This window comes from Saccharicrinis sp. GN24d3, assembly GCF_052400645.1.
GTDB lineage: Bacteria > Bacteroidota > Bacteroidia > Bacteroidales > Marinilabiliaceae > Saccharicrinis.
The window spans coordinates 288,493-306,868 of the sequence record NZ_JBQTGI010000001.1 but is presented as its reverse complement, the minus strand read 5'-3'; the positions used below and the strand labels follow the sequence as shown (position 1 = coordinate 306,868).

The following is an 18,376-nucleotide window of genomic DNA, read 5'->3' as shown; positions in this document are numbered from 1 at the left end:
TTAAAAGCGTGTAAAAAGTGTAAAACAAAATTAAACATCCATTACATTTTTTAGCAAACAGAAACCTTTGTGAAAAGGGGTGATAATGTTGTATTTACCTGGCAGGGGAGATATTGTTGGCAACAAGAGGGGGATTTAGAATGACCCCTCTCAGGCAGCAGGCAGCAGTCAATAATCAACGGTCTATGTTCAATGGTTGTTGGTTGTTGGTTGTTGGTTGTTAGCAAGATATAAATGCCCCATCCCTCCACCTCCGGCAGGGTGTTTTTCCCAACCTCAAGGCTAAACGAAGAGCTTAAAAAACATAAGACATGTATACCTTACAGCTGCTCTCATTCCTCAACTCTATTTACTACCGAGCTACTATTGACTATAATCCTATGACCAATAACCGGATTACTGCTCACTGTTTTGCTTTGCATACTCAGATGGTGTTACATTGAATTGCTTACGAAAACACTCTCTGAAATACTTTACATCGTTAAAACCTACCTCGTATACAATGTCAGTCACCGAATGTCGGTTAAGTTTCAGCAGTTGAGCAGCTCTTTTTAGTCTAATTGTACGAATAAACACATTGGCGGTTTGCCCAACCAATGCTTTCAGCTTTTTGTTAAGAATAGATTGACTCATACCTACTTCGTCTGCCAATTGTACTACGGTAAATTCAGGGTTCCCAATGTTTATCTCCACTACTTTCAACAATCTCTCAATCAGTTTTTCGTCGATAGACGTAAACGTGACTTCCTTGGGTTCCACGTTTAAGTTCTTTGAGAACTTTTGAATTACCTTATTGCGGGATTCTAATATCGATTTTATTTGAGCCAACAACACATCCGTTTTAAATGGTTTTGACACGTATGCTTCTGCTCCACCAACAAAACCGGCAATTTTATCATTGTCCGTTGATTTTGCGGTCAGCAAAATGATAGGGATATGACATATGGTTTCGTCAATCTTTATTTTTTCACACATTTCAAAACCATCCATTTCTGGCATCATCACATCACTGATAATTAGATTTGGAGTATACTTTATGGCTAAATCAAGACCTTCATTACCATTATAGCCCTGAATACAATTAAAATCATCCTGTAGCGTTTCCTTTAGTAATTCTTGTACATCATGATTATCTTCAACTATTAACACAGTTGGTTTATCCTCGTTAACAAGTACTTTCGTATCTGTTTTTTCAATTTGATTTGCTAAATGCACTTCCTGTGTTAGGTTTACCTTGCGCTGTTGATCACCAACTGTTTGTTCACAGAAATCACCCGTGTCAAAGTGCATCTTACCTTTTTTAAGAAATACAGAAAATTTTGTCTGCACATTCGGCTCGCTTGTCACCTGTAACAAGCCTTTATGCAAAGTCACCAGGTTTTTAGCATATGAAAGTCCAATACCCGCGCCGGACACCTTTGACAATTTATGACTGCCAGCCTGATAAAATCGATTAAAAAGGAATGGTAGCTTATCTCTATCTATGCCTGGCCCATTATCAATCACATCAATCCTAACCCACTCCTGACCGTCCATTTCTTCTTCGCTCACCTCTACTGAGACTTTCCCCTCGGAGCGCGTAAACTTAAAAGCATTGGATAATAAGTTAAAAAGGACTTTTTCAATTTTATCGGAATCGAACCATAGTTCGACAATGGAATACATACTCTTCATCTCAAACTGAATGTTTTTTGATTGAGCAATTTCACGGAAAGCATCCACTACCTCCTTAACCAAATCGTAAAGGTTTCCTTTAGTAACTTCCAAAGGCATACTACCCCTTTCCAACTTTCTAAACTCCATCAATTGATTGATTAATCGATTGAGTATTGAAATATTCTTCATCATCAGAGAGTAACTCTTTTGACGAAATGTTTCATCGAGTTCCCCACCTTTCTCCATCAATTTTTCGAGCGGGGTTTGTATTAATGTTAATGGCGTTCTGAACTCGTGCGAAATATTTGTAAAGAATTGCAGTTTTAATTGAACCAACTCTTCCATTTGCTCCTTTTTGAAGTGCTCCATCATCAACTCATTTTTTTGAGTTACAGCAATTACAGAGTATCTTCGAAAGAACATCAGCATAAAAAACAAGAGCAAAGTGTACAGCATTAATGCCCATGAGGATTGCCAAAACGGAGGTATCACTTCAATAAACAAGCTGGCAGGCACAGAGTTCCAAATACCGTCGTTATTAGTAGCCAATACTTTTAACACGTATTTGCCAGGCGGTATATTGGTATATTTAGCTATAGGCTCCATACTTTTAATTTCGTTCCAGTTCGTATCAAAACCTTCCAATATATATTTGTATCTAATTTTTTCAGGAGCCACAAAGTGCAGCGCAGAAAAACCAACACTAAAGCTATTTTCGGAATAACGGAATCGCAAAGAGTCGGTGGATGGCAATTCCTGTGCTAGAACTACATGACCGTTTCGTGCAACACCGGGTAATATAGGGTCATTTAAGATGGTGAGATTGGTAAATTCAATATCAGAAGCATAAGGGTTATCGGTTATTTCATTGGGATAAAAACTATTAAAGCCACTCACTCCACCAAATAAAAACTCTCCATTTGCTCTTTTACAAGAAGCTAGTTCGCTAAACTCATTATCTTGCAACCCATCCGATACCGAATAGTTTCTTATTTCTTCCGTGTTTGGATTAAAACGCGTTAATCCTTTATTGGTGGATATCCATAACTGACCTTTTTCATCCTCTTCGATTGCTTTTATTACATCATTGGGCAGGCCATGTTCCGAGGTGTATCTCTTAAAAGTGATATCATCGCCACCATTATCATGCATCAAACAAAGCCCCCCTCCCATTGTACCAACCCAAACACGTTGTTTTGAGTCTAAATACATGGCCAAAATATAATTATGCGCCAAAGAACTGGCGTCTTTATATCTATTTTTAACCACTTGTACATATGGATTTTTTCTATTTTTTTCCGAACTTCTGATAATATTTAAACCATTATCGGTACCAATAAGAATATCTCCGTTTTCATCTTCAATTATGTTACGGATCACATTAGATGATAAAGACGTTTTAGGGTTCCCATTCATGGTTAAATGGTTGTATACATCTAACGTTTGCGTTTGGGTGTCATACCCCATTCGATAAACGCCACCCTGATACGTGGCCAACCATATATTATCATCTTCATCGATAAAGATTTTAAACACCGGATTATGAACTATTTCCGGAAGATATTGCAGGCTTATCTTACCATTAGGCAATGGTTTTCCTAACGCAAGTTTAACCGGGTAACCAGTCCCGATAATTACTTTATGGTCATCCCCGGGCACATTCGCAAAGCAGTAAACATTATTTTGTTGCGCCACATTTTCTGACACGTTAATATGTTCGAAACCCGTTTCATACCCTCCTACTTTCCCCTTATGAATAAAGGAAATACCACCCCCTTCGGTACCTATCCAGAGATTTCCCTTTTTATCCTCGTGAAGGGCTCTTATTTTATTGTGAGACAGGCTTCCCTGATTTGAAGTCTGATAATAATGATCGAATTTTTTTTCATTTAAATCCAGTTTATTCAGTCCACCACCATTGGTACCCACCCAAAGTAAACCTGATCGGTCCTCGTAAAGCGCATATACATTGTTGGTGGAAAGGCTTTTTATGTTGTTAAATTCGTAGGTAAAATGATTCTCCAAAGTTAACTCAAGGTTGTTATTGTCCCACTTGTATTCATAAAGACCTTTACTATTTCCTCCAAAATAAGAACCCTTACTGGTAGCAATAAACCTATTGAAGTAATTATCCTCCAATTTCTTTACAATTTTTTTATTGGAATTTGGGTCATCACCATAATAAAAAACACCTCTATAGGTTGTAATAATAAACCCACTATCAACTTCAACTATTAAGTAACCTCCCGATGCAAAAGGCAATTTAATTTTATTTAGTTTCAGATTATCATAGCCGTTCCCATCTATTTTGAATACCCCTTTTGACCCGCACATCCAGACATCCCCGTTTTTATCTTTCGTGATCATGTTTATGACGCTCAAATTCCGGGCACGCTCATCCCCACCATTAATATCAGCCTCATAAACCTTACTATCATATTCCTCTTTTTTAAACTTTTTTGTATCAACAACACTCACTCCATCCTTGGATGAAACCCATAAATAGCCATCCGAATTTAAAAACAGACCGTTAACATGTAAACCTGCCAATAAACGTACCCCTTTATGCTCCAACGGAAACTGATGAAATTGTTCTTTTCGTCGATCAAGGTACCAAATACCATTGTCCGTTGTACCAATCCAAAAATTGCCTTCTTCATCCTCCACCATGCAAAAAGGCAAATTACTCCCAATAGGATATTCCATTGACGTGGTAATTTTGTAATGAACGAAGCTCAGCCCGTCGTATCGGTTCAGTCCGTCAACCGTTCCAAACCACATAAAGCCTTTCGAGTCCTGAAAAATAAAGTTAATGTCGTTTTGGGAAAGTCCATCATGGGTATCTAGCCTTTCAAAATCGGACTGAGCCCCAATGGATAGTGAGAAGATAATTAGGATAGATAATAGAATAGCACGCATAAAATACACTTTTTAATTCTTCGACTAAAAATAATCATTTCAAGGAATAATTAAGCTCCTCCGGCGAGAAAAGATTTAAAACACAACTGCCCATAATAAAAATTCCCCACTACCGAATGGTAGCAGGGCAAAGTTATAAATTATCATTTCCTAACAAAGATATTATCTCAGTATAAAACTAGCCTTTACCGGGGATGTAATGCCTAGCCTTTTCATATTCTTAACGGGTGACGAGCCGCCAATAACAATGGCGTATTCCCCTTTTTTCAGCCACTCTTTCCCATCTTCGCCAATCTGCTTCATTAAATCAGGTGTTATTTCAAATGAAACATGAGCGGATTGACCTTTATTTATAACCACACGTTTAAATCCAATTAGTTTCTTAAAAGGTGCCGTTGTCCCTGCCCCAGGCTGAGTCAAGTAAACCTGTACCACTTCTTCTCCGTCTCTGTCTCCAATATTTTTAACATCGCATTCCACCGTAACAGATCCCCCTCTCTTTACTTTTGTGGCACTTAACTCCATTCTTTCATATGCAAACCTGGTATAACTCAAACCAAACCCAAACGGAAACAACGGATCATCTTCCATAAACTTATAGGTACGACCTTTCATATTATAATCTTCGTATGGCGGCAATTGATCGATCGATCTCAAAAAAGTCAATGGCAAACGGCCTGATGGAGATACCTTACCAAAGAGAACGTCAGCGACTGCAGTACCTCCCTCCTGACCCGGATACCAGGCCCAAAGTATCGCATCAGCCAATTCCTCTACTTCAGGGATCACCATAGGGCTACCTCCGGTCATTACCACCACGATAGGCTTTTTATTGTTTTTACGAAGTTTCCTTAAAAATTCAATTTGGTTTTGAGGAAGATACGGATTTAATCTATCTCCTTTTGTATCGGAAGCTATCGCCTCGCCCTCTTCTCCTTCCAAAGCCCCAGTAATCCCAAGTACGGCAATGATGGCATCAGAAGCTTTTGCTTCACCCGTAGTCCAATCCATCGGATTTACATTTTTGCGATAGGCTAGGCAGCCTTGTTTGTAATTTATGGTGGTTCCTGCACCAACCGCTGCTGTTACCCCTTCAAGAATATTTACCAAACGGTTGCTCATTCCGTAATAGTTGCCCAATAGCACCTCGCTATTATTAGCCTGCGGACCTGTGACGTACAAATTTTTAATATTGGGATCCAGCGGCAACACATCATTTTTATTGGTCAACAACACCAAGGACTTACGAGCCGCCTCCAAAGCTAAAGCACTATGTTTATCGCTACAAATAACTTCTTCACCTACCTTATTAAAAGGGTTTAGTTCAACAGGATCAAACAGACCCAACTTGAAGCGGGTACGCAATAATGATCGTAACCTGGCGTCAATGGTATCTTCCACAACCAATCCTCTTTTAACTGCTTCAACCAGCTGTTTGTACGTATTTCCACAATTCACATCAACACCACTATTGATAGCCAAAGCCGCTGATTCGGCCGCATCATTAGTTACTTTATGGTACAAATGGAAATCGGATATGGCCCCGCAGTCGGAAACAATATGTCCATTAAAACCCCACTTTTGACGTAAGATTTTTTGTAATAAAAAAGGGCTGCCACAGGCAGGTTCTCCGAGTACGCGGTTGTATGCTCCCATGACTATCTCCACATCCGCTTCTTTCACCAAAGCCTCAAATGCCGGCAGATAGGTCTCATATAAATCACGCGGCGACACGATGGCATCAAATTCGTGGCGCAACTCTTCAGGGCCCGAATGAACTGCATAATGTTTGGCACAAGCCGCAGCCTTCAGGTATTTTCCATCATTCCCTTGCAAACCTTTTACGAATGCGATACCTATTTGAGACGTCAGGTATGGATCTTCTCCGTAAGTCTCCTGACCTCTGCCCCAGCGAGGGTCACGGAAAATATTGATATTAGGCGTCCAAAAAGTAAGACCCGCATATCTGGAACGGTTTTCGTTTTTAATGGCAATATTAAATTTCGCCCTGGCCTCATCCGAGATAGCGGTAGAAACTTTTTGTATCAGTTCCGGATCGAAAGTTGCAGCCAATCCAATGGCTTGTGGAAAAACAGTAGCCCTACCGTTGCGGGCAACCCCATGCAGGCACTCATTCCACCAGTTATATTCAGGTATATTTAACCTGGGAATAGCTTTGCTCTGATCCAACAACTGGCTGGTTTTTTCTTCCAGGGTCATCGCTTCAATCATGGCATCAATTCGCTCTTCGGCAGGTAAGGTATAATCTTCCCATTTAAAACCATTTTCCTGGGCTAATCCCGACACTGAAACGGTGAATAACAATATTAATATAAGATTCTTCATTTTGTATTTTTCATGAATTTATCCTGACACAAAAGTAGGTCAAACATAGCAAAAATGCCCATCTCAAATATGCAATTTTTAGACTTTATGTGAGGGGTAAATTCCTTTAAAATTTCACTCTCGCTTTATGCTCCTTACAACACAACCTGACTTTCAGCCTATTACACCCCACAAGCTTTATGACAAGATCTTTAATAAGGGGGTACAATAATTAAGTTCTGAACCATTCTATAATAATAATTACTCCCCTCTTAAAACTATTATATTTTTCGTAAATCAGATGAGCTAACTATAATTTTACTGATACAAAAATCCCATATTAAAATAAGCCATGAAAAAAAATAATGACCCGAACCGAATAAGATTGTTGTGTTTTTTTAGCCTTCCCGTTTTTTTATTGTTGATTGGCTGCAGCCAAAGTAATTTTGTGGAGGACACCAGTTTTAACGAGAATTGGCTATTTTTTAAGGGTGAAGCTGAACATGCTGAAAAAAGCGATTTTGATGATAGCGAATGGAGAAATTTGCAACTCCCGCATGACTGGGCTATTGAAGGCCCATTCGACAGCAAGTACAATGCACGCACCGGTGGGCTTCCTGTGCACGGAACCGGTTGGTATAGGAAACATTTTAAAATCAACAAAGAGCAAGAAGGGAAGCTGGTTTCCGTGGAATTTGATGGGGCGATGAACAATGCCCAGGTATGGGTTAACGGAGCATTTGCAGGCCATAGACCCTACGGTTATATCGGATTTGAAATTGATATAACACCATTTGTAAAGTTTGGCGAGGAAAATATTATTGCCGTAAAACTAAAACCAGAAGATTTGGCTGCACGTTGGTACACCGGCGCCGGCATTTACCGTAATGTAAGATTAAAGATTAACAACAGGTTACACTTTGAGCAATATGGCACCTACATAACTACACCTAAGGTAAGTTCAGAAAAAGCATCTGTAAACATTGAAACATATATTGCCAACGGAAATGGAGTAGAGAAGTCGGCTGTATTAACCACCAAAATTTATGCACCAAACGGAGCTTTGTTACAAACTCTTAACTCAGACATCGTAATTCAATCGGGAAAAACAGGTACCGTACAGCAAAATGTAGAGGTTGTAAATCCGGAACTTTGGGACATTAACGTTCCAAACCTATATAAAGCTGTTTCATATATAAAAGTAGACGCTAAAACTATAGACCGATACGAAACAACATTTGGCATAAGGGAAATTTCCTTTTCTACCGAGAATGGTTTTATGCTCAACGGAAAAACCGTTAAACTGAAAGGTGTTTGTATGCACCACGATTTAGGTCCTTTGGGCGCAGCTATTAATTACCGAGCCAAAGAGCGCCAGATGGAAATTATGAAAAGCATGGGGGTAAATGCCCTTCGTACCAGCCACAACCCACCATCTCCCGAATTACTTGAAATTTGCGATAAATTAGGTATTGTTGTTCAGGTGGAGGCTTTCGATGAATGGGAAATTGGCAAAGTCCCGAATGGATATAACAAGTACTTTAAAAAGTGGCACGAAAAAGATTTGCGTGATATGATTAAGCGCGATAGAAACCACCCTTGCGTGTTTATGTGGAGTATTGGAAACGAAATTCTGGAGCAAGGGCGCCAAGATGGTTGGAAGATCGCCAAACGCTTAACGGACATATGTCACAACGAAGACCCGACGCGTCCAACAACTGCCGGGTTTAATTATTATCCTGCTCCGTTTAAAAATAAACTGGCCGATTATATTGACATTATAGGTTTAAACTACTGGCCATTAAATTATCAGGAAGTGATGGATATGAATCCAAACTACATTGTTTACGGATCGGAAACATCCTCACAAACAAGTAGTCGTGGTGTTTACCACTTACCAATTGACGCTATGCCCCAAAAGGAAACGAACCAGGTTTCGAGTTATGATGCCATTGTTGGACCACCCTGGGCATACCCACCCGATGTAGAATTTGAACAACAGGAAAAAGTAACCCAATCGTTGGGGGAATTTATGTGGACTGGTTTTGACTATTTGGGAGAACCTACACCTTACGGAGGACGTGATAACTCAACACACGGATATTGGAACGACAACTGGCCTTCGCATTCTTCGTACTTTGCCCCTGTTGACTTATGTGGATTCCCCAAAGACAGATATTACCTATACCAAAGCCAGTGGACTACAGAACCTATGGTTCATGTACTCCCGCATTGGAATTGGGAAGGTATGGAAGGAGATACTATTCCGGTAATTGCATATACCAACTGCGACGAGGTAGAGCTTTTGGTTAATGGAAAATCAATGGGTAAAAAGATAAAAGGTGTAGACATGACTCCTATTCCAGCGGAATTCCACTTTTTTGAAAAAGGGACTTATATGTCGAAATACCGATTATCGTGGAAAGTACCTTACCATCCGGGCTCCATCAAAGTAGTCGCCTATAAAGAAGGCATGGAAGCTGCGATGAAAGAAATTAAAACATCAAACGATCCATATCAAATAAGGATGGTAGCCGATAGATCTGAAATCTTCGCTGACGGAAAAGATTTATCATTTATTACTGTTTCTGTAGAGGATAGAGATGGAAATCCTTGCTTATTGGCAGATAACCACATTCAGTTTAGTATCGACGGAGCCGGAAGTATTGCTGCTGTAGGCAACGGAAACCCTGCGTCTCTTGAACCCTTGCAAGCTGATAAGATCAAACTATTTAACGGATTTTGTTTAGTCATTGTTAAATCGGGCAAAAAAAATGGTAAAATAAATATCAAGGCAAGTTCTGCCGGATTGCAAGACAAGGTGATTACCCTTACTTCTGCCAAATAAAAACTTAACATTTTCTATTTCCCAATAATAAAAAAGCACCAAAGACTTATGTTTTAGGTGCTTTTTGGATTTAACGCTTAGATATCTATCACGCTAAAAGTAATGCCCTTCATCAGGTTTCCTTTAACTTTGTAAATCTGATCCCCCAACAGAACCTGAATTGATGTAAGCACGTTATCAAATGATCCTTTCCCTTCTGCATCAACAACTTTAATACTCACCTTATTATCTTTATTAACAGCTTCTATGGTCAGATAGATGTACTTTCCGTTTTTGTATTTGAACCCCTCTCCTTCATCGTAATATACCTTTCCCAATGCCTTATTATTTTCATCCAGATATATCATCAATTCCAAATTTTTTATTGAATACTGTGTGGTGTTTTGAATGACCTTACCCAACGGAACAATGGCTCCGGGACGAATCATTACATCGGGCAAATATTGGTCTTTTGAACTATCCTCACCAATAATTGAAATCAATTTCCAATCTCCCTTCGGCATGCTTACCTCATCTGCCCACTTGGGAACAATAAATAAATCCGGGCCAAATAAAAAAGCCTCGTCTTCCCCCCTAAGGTTAAGATCTCGAACATCGGCAAAAAAAGCCGGTTGCATTACAGGCATTCCGGTTTTTGAAGATTCGTAGAACTGGGTATACAGGTAGGGCAACAAACGATACCTTCTTTCAATTGCTTTGCGCGACACATTTTCTATTTCTTCTCCGAAAGCCCATGGCTCATGTGGTTTGGAACCTTCAATGGAATGCCCTCTCGAGAAAGGGTAAAAAGTGCCCAGAGCAATCCAATGCCCAAACAACTCAGGCGTGGCATTCCCCTCAAAACCGCCAATATCCGGCCCGTTAAAGGGCTGACCTGAAAGCCCTAGATTAAGGCTCATGGGTATAGACATTTTTAAATGCTCCCAACTGGACTCATTATCCCCGGTCCATGTTGCCGCATAACGCTGACCCCCCAAGAAATTAGAACGCGTAAGAACAAACGGTCTTTTTTTGGGATTGGCAGCCAGAATTCCCTCCCGGGAAGCTTTAACCATCATCATACCGTACACATTGTGATATCTCAGGTGCATGTTTTTTTGTAATACCTCACTTCCCAAATGTATGTTATCCGCGGGCATGGTAAAAGTTGGTGTCCCAAACACTGCGGGCTCGTTCATATCGTTCCAAACACCATCTATTCCCGTTGCCATGTAATCCTTGTATAGCCCCGACCACCACTTGTTGGTTTTGGTCTGGGTAAAATCAGGAAAGACACATTCTCCCGGCCATACCACTCCTTTAAAATCAACACTATCTTTAGTTTTGATCCATACATCCAGTTCTTTACCCGAATCGTAAACACTATAACCTTCTTCGTACTTCACTCCCGGATCAATCATCCATATGGATTTAAAACCTTTATTGTGCAAATACCTATTAGTTTCCGTCGGATTAGGGAAACGATCCGGTGAAAATGTAAACACTTTATACGCATCCATGTAATGAATGTCCATCCAAATCACATCACATGGTATCTTTTTTATACGAAAAGTATCTGCAATCTCTTTAACTCTGGTGTCAGGATAATACGACCATCTGCATTGCTGATAACCCAGGCTCCACAGCGGTGGAAGCTCCATTTTGCCCGTCAGTTCGGCAAGCTCTTTTACTACTTCCTGTGGAGTTTCTTTTTCAATTACGAAAACCCTAAACGGTGTGCTTTCCGCCGAGAACACAATCTCCGTTCCCAATGAAATTTCCTGGCGCCAGGTATTATCGGCCAATACCCCAAAAGCAGAACCGTCGTCCCTAACCCCCAATACCCAGGGATGTGATTGGTACAATCTTAAACCGTGAAAGCGTTCATAAACAAAATTGTCCGTATTGTACAAAGTCCTGGTAGTTCCATTACGCAGCAATTCTCCCGTGACTTCTCCCGTACCATATAAATCGACATTCTCCCCGACTGATACCTGGGCATAACTTCTGTTTGAAGATTGGTAAAATTCGACTTTCGTTTTCCATTCCGAAGGCAGTTCCCCAATAACCTGGGGCTCTTCTAGTAAAGCAAAAGAAGGAAGATGACTCATGGCATCAAAGTTTTCCGGATAAAACATAGCCACATCATCCTTGATCAATAATTCAATATTCTGAGCGCAAACCCCGCTCATTACCGCTACTACCAACAGCAAGGATAGTACAATACTTTTTATTTTCATGTCTTTAAATAAGGTTATACTAGTACCAACAAACAATTAATAGCATTGCTTAATTTACAACTTTCATCTATGAATTAAAATTTTATTCTTGTTTGTTTTCACAATGTCTTAGTAAACAACTAAGATTTATTATTTGGGATGAACAACTAGTAATATGTTCAGGTTGAACCCGGATTATGTATTGGAGGTTCGTCATGAGCATTGCAAGTACAATAAAACAAGGCATTACTGAAACGAGGCATTACTTGTCCCGATTACTTTCAGGAGCACCGATCCGGTGTGTTGAACTCAGTGCAACGACTCGTTTTGAAGTGGTTGGATTGCGTAACAGGATCTCTAATGCACATGACGGGTTTAAAGAGTTTGTATGGCCGGAAGAGAGTAATATTTGGCAGATGGATGTTTTTAATTTTTGAAACCTGAAAAAAGAAGGGAGAATGTTGTCTCCTTTTCGCGTGTGTTTAATTGAATCATTAAACAGAAAATGAATTGTTTCTTCGATGTTATTTGGAAATCATCATAACATAACATTAATCCCTTTATTAAATCACTAACTAGTAAACAATACCCCTTGTGTTAATTACGCACTTCTTCTTCAATCGTCATCCCATTTACTGCCAGAGAACCACTTAAATCAACAGCTATTCCATAGGCAACTAAATCATATTCTTCACTTGATACTGCCACATACTCAATATGGACAGCAACGTTATCGGCATCTTCGCTTCCATCAATTGTGTAATTGTATGTATAATCAACTTTAACATCAACCTTCTGATCTTTAGCTACCGTATTACTTTGGCGAACAATGAATAGGTTACCTTCCTCATCAAAATATCCTCTACAATTGTACGCTTCACTATTACTTCTTCCATGGCTGTTAGCTTGATAACTCTGCTCACGCCTACTGATAATAAAAGTATGCAGCGACCATCTCCGAGTCTAAATTAATATCATATCAATCTGTTCCCAGGGCATCTGAAATCGGCGTATTAATAATTAGAACTTTAGTTAATCACTCGTCATGTGAGACTGTTTTTCAGTGCATGAAATAATTTAACTCAAAAAAAGGTGAGCCTATTAGCCCACCTTTACAAACTACAATAAACATTTAGCAATATTTACCCTAAAAACTTCTTTCTCAAGGCCTCTACCTGCTCATCGTTGATCGGGAACAACTTGCCCAATGGGGCTCCCATAACCAGCGACTTGGCGCTGAATTCTGCAACTTCCAGCCTATCGAAGGTTTGCAGCAATTTATCTCCCGTAACTAAAAATGAATCGTTTGCGATCAAAACGGAAGGCACGGATTCACTTAACAACTCCGGAATTTTTAAGTCTCCTTCAAAATAGGTACCAAATGGGAGAAGAGGTACATCCTGTAGGAATATCCAACTTTCAGGAATGGTTCTTACATCAAACTTAACCCCTGTTGTGCCATAAGCCATTAAATAAGGAGGCTGTGTAAGTATGATAGAATTAATATGAGGGTTTAACTCATAAATTTTTTGGTGCAGAGCCACTGAGCGACTAGGTGTTTTTCCCGGTTCTGCCTTGCCTCCTTTTATTTGAACAATATCCTGGGGCATAATATCCCATCGGGCAACATTGGGAGGTGTTACCAAAAAGTCATTATCCTTCCAGCGAACAGATACCGTGCCGTACGAACTAATCATCAACCCCTGGTCGCAGGCACGTCGAACTATGTTACAAATATCCTGACGGATTTCACGTTCTTCCGGTGGATAGGTTACCTCATCGTTTTTAGCAAAACCATGTGGGATTTGCGAATCAAACTTGTTGATTTGTTCATCCGTTAGATACACAGGCTCTCCTATTGTTTTCGCATTGATAATGGTTCTGGCACAAAACTCTAAGGTCTCGAATCTTGTGTAGGCATCCATCATATCGGAACCACCCAATACGGTTCCATGGTTTTCCATAATCACCGCCATGATATCACTGCCTTTGAACTGCGCAGCGATATTGTCCCCCAACTCCTGACTGCCTGGCAACTCATATGGCGCATAACCAATTTCTCTACAAATTTGCTTAGCCTGCGGTATAACATTGGTATTAGGGATATCCCTTACAATACTAAACGAGACCAAGGCTGGCGGATGGGCATGAATCACAGCCTTAATCTCAGGGCGCACATCATAAATGGCTTTATGAAACGGAAACTCGGATGAAGGTTTATGATCTCCAATGATGGTTCCATCTTTTTTCACACAAATGATATCCTTTTCCGTTAATGTGCCCTTATCGATGGCAGATGGCGTTACCCAGATATCACCATTCTCGTCTTTAATGGAAATATTGCCACCTGAGGTGGTTGTCATTCCATTTTTATAAATCCTGCTAATTACTTTTGTTATCTGCACTTTGGGGTGCATTAACGCTACATCTAGTTGTTTCATTTGCTAAAATTTAGTGTCAAGTATCAAGATTCAGGATTTCTCAACTTATAAAGCAGTATCCCTTTTCCAATTACCACTTTAATATACTGTTATATCTGTTATTACTACCTGAATATCTAATACCTGATTGTTCATAAAATCTAATTCTAAAAAATCCGTTTTTTTAAATTAAAGCGCAGCTCTATAAATACTAATTGTATCCTCAAGCGTTACTTCTTTAGGGTTACCCCCGGCACATACATCTAACAATGCGTTTTTCGACATTAACTCAAAATCCTTTTCGTCAACGCCTAATTCCTTTAGCCCACTTGGAATCCCAACGTCTGCAGATAGCTTTTTAATAGCCTTGATAGCAGCTTTATTTGCCTCTTCGGTACTCATTCCGGCAGTATCTACTCCCAACGCCTCGGCAATATCCCTAAACTTATCGCCACATGCGTCTGCGTTAAACTCCTCTACGTAGGGAAGTAAAACTGCATTACATACACCGTGAGGCAGATTGTACAAACCTCCAAGCTGGTGAGCCATTGAGTGAACATAACCTAACCCACAATTCGAGAATGCCTGTCCTGCAATAAACTGCCCCCAGGCCATTTTACTTCTGGCCTCCACATTTTTACCGTCTTTTACAGCATCTCTTAAACTCTCCCCAATCAGCTTAACGGCTTTTATGGCAAGTGTGTCAGACCATTCGTAAGCACCTAAGGTAACATAAGCCTCAATGGCATGCGTTAATGCATCCATACCGGTAGCTGCAGTTAATGCCGCAGGTTTGTTTAACATCAACAAAGGATCGTTAACGGCAATATCCACCAAACAGTTTTTATCTACCATCACCATCTTTACCTTACGTTTCTCGTCAGTAATCACGTAGTTGATGGTAATTTCACTGGCCGTACCTGCTGTAGTATTGATCGCAATAATTGGTAAAGACTTCTTTTTTGAAACATGAATTCCTTCATAATCTTCGATAGCCCCACCATTGCTTGCTAAAATACCAATGGCTTTACCACAGTCCTGAGGTGATCCGCCGCCTAAAGTAACGATACAGTCGCAACCGTTCCCTTTAAGCACCTCTAAACCTTTGTTTACATTCTCAACAGTTGGGTTTTGTTTAACATCACTATATACTACATAATCTAAACCGGCAGCCTCCATAATGCTTTCTACTTCCTTGGCCAAACCAATTTCCAGTAACATGCTGTCCGTTACTAATAAGGCTTTGTTGAACCCTCTTGACTTAAACTCTTCTTCTAATTCTTTTAAAGAGTCAGGCCCCACAATACTCAATGGGGGCAAATAAATTTTTCTTGATGCGTTCATTTTATTTTGTTTATTAATTTAGTGTGAAGAGTGTAGTCCGTTTAAATTAACGCGCTTCACACTAAGTTAGAGTTTTTGTATCTTTTGTCAAATCTATATTACTGCTTTCAAAACCATGCAGGTTGTCAGCAATAACTAAAGCGGCTCCCAGTGCACTGGCATTATCAATTTCGGAAGTAAACACCTTCTTATTGGCATAATGATCCGACAAGAGCTTGATATATATAGGGTTTCGGGCAAATCCTCCCGAAACGTATAATATTTCCGTTTTATCGTCGGCAGGGATAATTAAATCAATAGAAGCTATACACAAATCCGTTAGTTCCATCACCATACGTGTATAGGCCTGATTGAACGAATGGAATACTGACAAATCTATCATATCCAATCCTTTATCGAAACCAGCTATTCCTTCCGGGAAGAAGACTTTACTATCGCTGAATTCTTTATTCAAGGTTTCTATAAGGTCTGGCTGATAACTTACCGATTTGAAATAATTAGCATCTATTGTAAAATAGGCGTTTAGCTTTTCAACTAATTTCTCATGAAAATAACCCATGAACAAACGTGACGACTTCACCTGTTGTTTTTGAGGTGTTAAAAAACACAAACAATCATTTTTTAGTTGGTCAGCAGTTAATGGTTCGTCATTATAAGGATTCATGCTGATGCACCAGGTCCCTGTTGAAACCAGGATAAATTTATCTTTCGAATTAGCAAGATAAGGAACCAGGGAAGCTGAACTATCATGGATACCCACCCCAGTTTTTATTTCTTTACTTTTTATGGTACAAGTATAAACGGTGTCGTTATTGACCGGCTCGGGAAGGCCAACCCCTTCTTCTTTAACCCATGGGTGGTATTGCATGTTATCAAAATCCCACATAAAGGTATGACAACCGATAGAGGTTGGTTCTGAAGATATTTTACCCGTCAATACATACGAAAGGTATTGAGGGAAGTGAAGCACATCATGCACTTTGTCCCAAATCTCTTTCTTCTCCTTTTTCAACCAAAGTGTTTGAATACCGGAATTCAGCAACAAACCTAAGGCAGGACTAGCCGTTTGACGACAAAACTCATTTACTCCGCCATGCTTTGAAAATAAAGTCTCTTGAATATCAGAATTTACCTCCTTTAAATAGTTATAAATAGGTGTTAATAGTTCACCCTCTTTATTTAAAAAGGCCAATGATGCCCCATAGGTCGAAAAGTTAATGCCCTGAATATCAAACTTCCCTTCGTCTATAATAGAACTCAGGGTATCTACCATCCAATCCTGTATCAGCTTGATATCATCGCACTCAAAACCATCTTCATCGACTGAGGTTTCGAATTTTTGCTCATGTTGATAAGCCACTTTAAGATTCTGATCGAATAACAAAATCTTTTTATTTGTTTTACCAATATCAAATACCGCTATAACTTTAGTCGCACTCATTACTTACTTTCTTTAGATATTTTTCTTCTATAATTCTCCACTTCCCAATTATCAATAAAATCGATTTGTTGTTGGGTCATAGGGCGCGGCCCCCCGAACGATTCAGATAAATAACTCACTTTCATCATATCCTTGTACACATCTAATACAATCTTTGCCGATTTCATGTTCTCTTCGATACATACCAGTCCCTTTCCTTCCAATGCAATTACCTTTGGGTTATATCCACACTCCTTCTTAAAAGAAGCAATCCTGGCATTCACATCATCCTTATCTGTAACCAACAAATATTTCGATTTGCAATACACGATATTATCCGGTGTAAAAGGAACACTTACACTGGCAAAGCTATTGGCATCCTTAACAAATGATTTGGTTAGCTCACTGTCATCAACAGCTGCATAAACTTTGCTCTCCTCTCCATTTAACTCTATTTGTCCGGCCAGCTTCAACAACGCTTCATTGTCGCCCTTGCCCGAATCGGGCGGACAGGAAGAAGCCTTGCTTTTTAACTTCTCTTCTATCTCAGTATAGATCTTTTCTATTTCCTCACAGCTATCGGCCCCCACAAACACCCCATGGTTTTCCAGGAAGATAATTTGGGCTTCTTTAGCTTTTTTTTCTTTGTATTTTAGCAAAGCGTTAACGACCTCTTTAAACAACACATAACCGGGATCGGTATAGGGTACATACACCACATCGTCCCCGAACAGGTCCTCAATCATTTCTTTGGATTTTTTGGCACACAAGACCCCGTTTACGAGGGTTGGGTGCGTATGCATAATAAATGCATACTGAATAACCTCGTGCATGCTGGCCTCAACCGACGGCCTTTTTCCTTCAGGAAATAAAATAGCATTCTGCAAATCCTGTTTTACCTCCTGCTCTCGCACCGTTGCATCGTCGCTATAGGTTTTCTCAGACAACACTTGCATCTTGTTTCTATCCAAACATACAAATCCGTTCTCATCGATATCGGCCATGGAAGTCCCACTGGCTTTTACCCACATTCTATCCTCATCCTTATAGGAACTGTTTCCGCCTCCGGCAATGATATAATCAGGGTTTTTCCCGAAGGTTTGGGATATTTTTATTAATCGATCAATATTTTTATCCATTTTTAAATTACTTAGATACACTGATTTTTAGGAGAATGACAAACATGACATTAAGGGTATCGGCATACCTGCCATTGTATTAAAAAAGGCAGGTGAAGAATGACTTG

General features: G+C 39.8%; 8 protein-coding genes. 1 reads left to right on the top strand and 7 read right to left on the bottom strand.

Translation table 11 applies throughout. The features are described from left to right. Positions 1-396 precede the first annotated feature (396 nt). A complete protein-coding gene (locus ACT29I_RS00950) occupies positions 397-4,575 on the bottom strand; it encodes a hybrid sensor histidine kinase/response regulator (RefSeq protein WP_430932638.1) in 4,179 nt (1,392 codons plus the stop codon). A 162-nt stretch (positions 4,576-4,737) separates the two neighbouring features. Next, positions 4,738-6,921 carry a glycoside hydrolase family 3 C-terminal domain-containing protein gene (locus ACT29I_RS00945; RefSeq protein ID WP_430932636.1) on the bottom strand — a complete coding sequence of 728 codons (2,184 nt, stop codon included), beginning with the start codon at positions 6,919-6,921 and terminating at the stop codon, positions 4,738-4,740. 331 nt (positions 6,922-7,252) lie between these two features. Here ACT29I_RS00945 and ACT29I_RS00940 point away from each other — a divergent pair, with 331 nt between their 5' ends. Continuing rightward, entirely contained in the window at positions 7,253-9,748 is a 2,496-nt protein-coding gene (locus tag ACT29I_RS00940) for a glycoside hydrolase family 2 TIM barrel-domain containing protein (RefSeq protein ID WP_430932635.1), read from the top strand. A 77-nt stretch (positions 9,749-9,825) separates the two neighbouring features. Here ACT29I_RS00940 and ACT29I_RS00935 read toward each other — a convergent pair whose 3' ends face one another. From ACT29I_RS00935 to ACT29I_RS00915, 5 genes are all read right to left on the bottom strand, one after another. Continuing rightward, on the bottom strand, positions 9,826-11,967 hold the full coding sequence (locus tag ACT29I_RS00935) for a TIM-barrel domain-containing protein (RefSeq protein WP_430932634.1): 2,142 nt from the start codon (positions 11,965-11,967) through the stop codon (positions 9,826-9,828). A 1,121-nt stretch (positions 11,968-13,088) separates the two neighbouring features. After that, on the bottom strand, positions 13,089-14,387 hold the full coding sequence (locus ACT29I_RS00930; RefSeq protein WP_430932633.1) for a class II aldolase/adducin family protein: 1,299 nt from the start codon (positions 14,385-14,387) through the stop codon (positions 13,089-13,091). A gap of 168 nt (positions 14,388-14,555) precedes the next feature. After that, positions 14,556-15,710 carry an iron-containing alcohol dehydrogenase gene (locus ACT29I_RS00925; RefSeq protein ID WP_430932632.1) on the bottom strand — a complete coding sequence of 385 codons (1,155 nt, stop codon included), beginning with the start codon at positions 15,708-15,710 and terminating at the stop codon, positions 14,556-14,558. A 61-nt stretch (positions 15,711-15,771) separates the two neighbouring features. Beyond that, positions 15,772-17,151, bottom strand: coding sequence for an FGGY-family carbohydrate kinase (locus tag ACT29I_RS00920; RefSeq protein ID WP_444792502.1), 1,380 nt, complete (start codon positions 17,149-17,151; stop codon positions 15,772-15,774). After that, positions 17,151-18,269 carry a class II aldolase/adducin family protein gene (locus ACT29I_RS00915; RefSeq protein ID WP_444792501.1) on the bottom strand — a complete coding sequence of 373 codons (1,119 nt, stop codon included), beginning with the start codon at positions 18,267-18,269 and terminating at the stop codon, positions 17,151-17,153. The genes ACT29I_RS00920 and ACT29I_RS00915 overlap by 1 nt, the downstream gene beginning before the upstream one ends. Between the last annotated feature and the right edge of the window lie 107 nt (positions 18,270-18,376).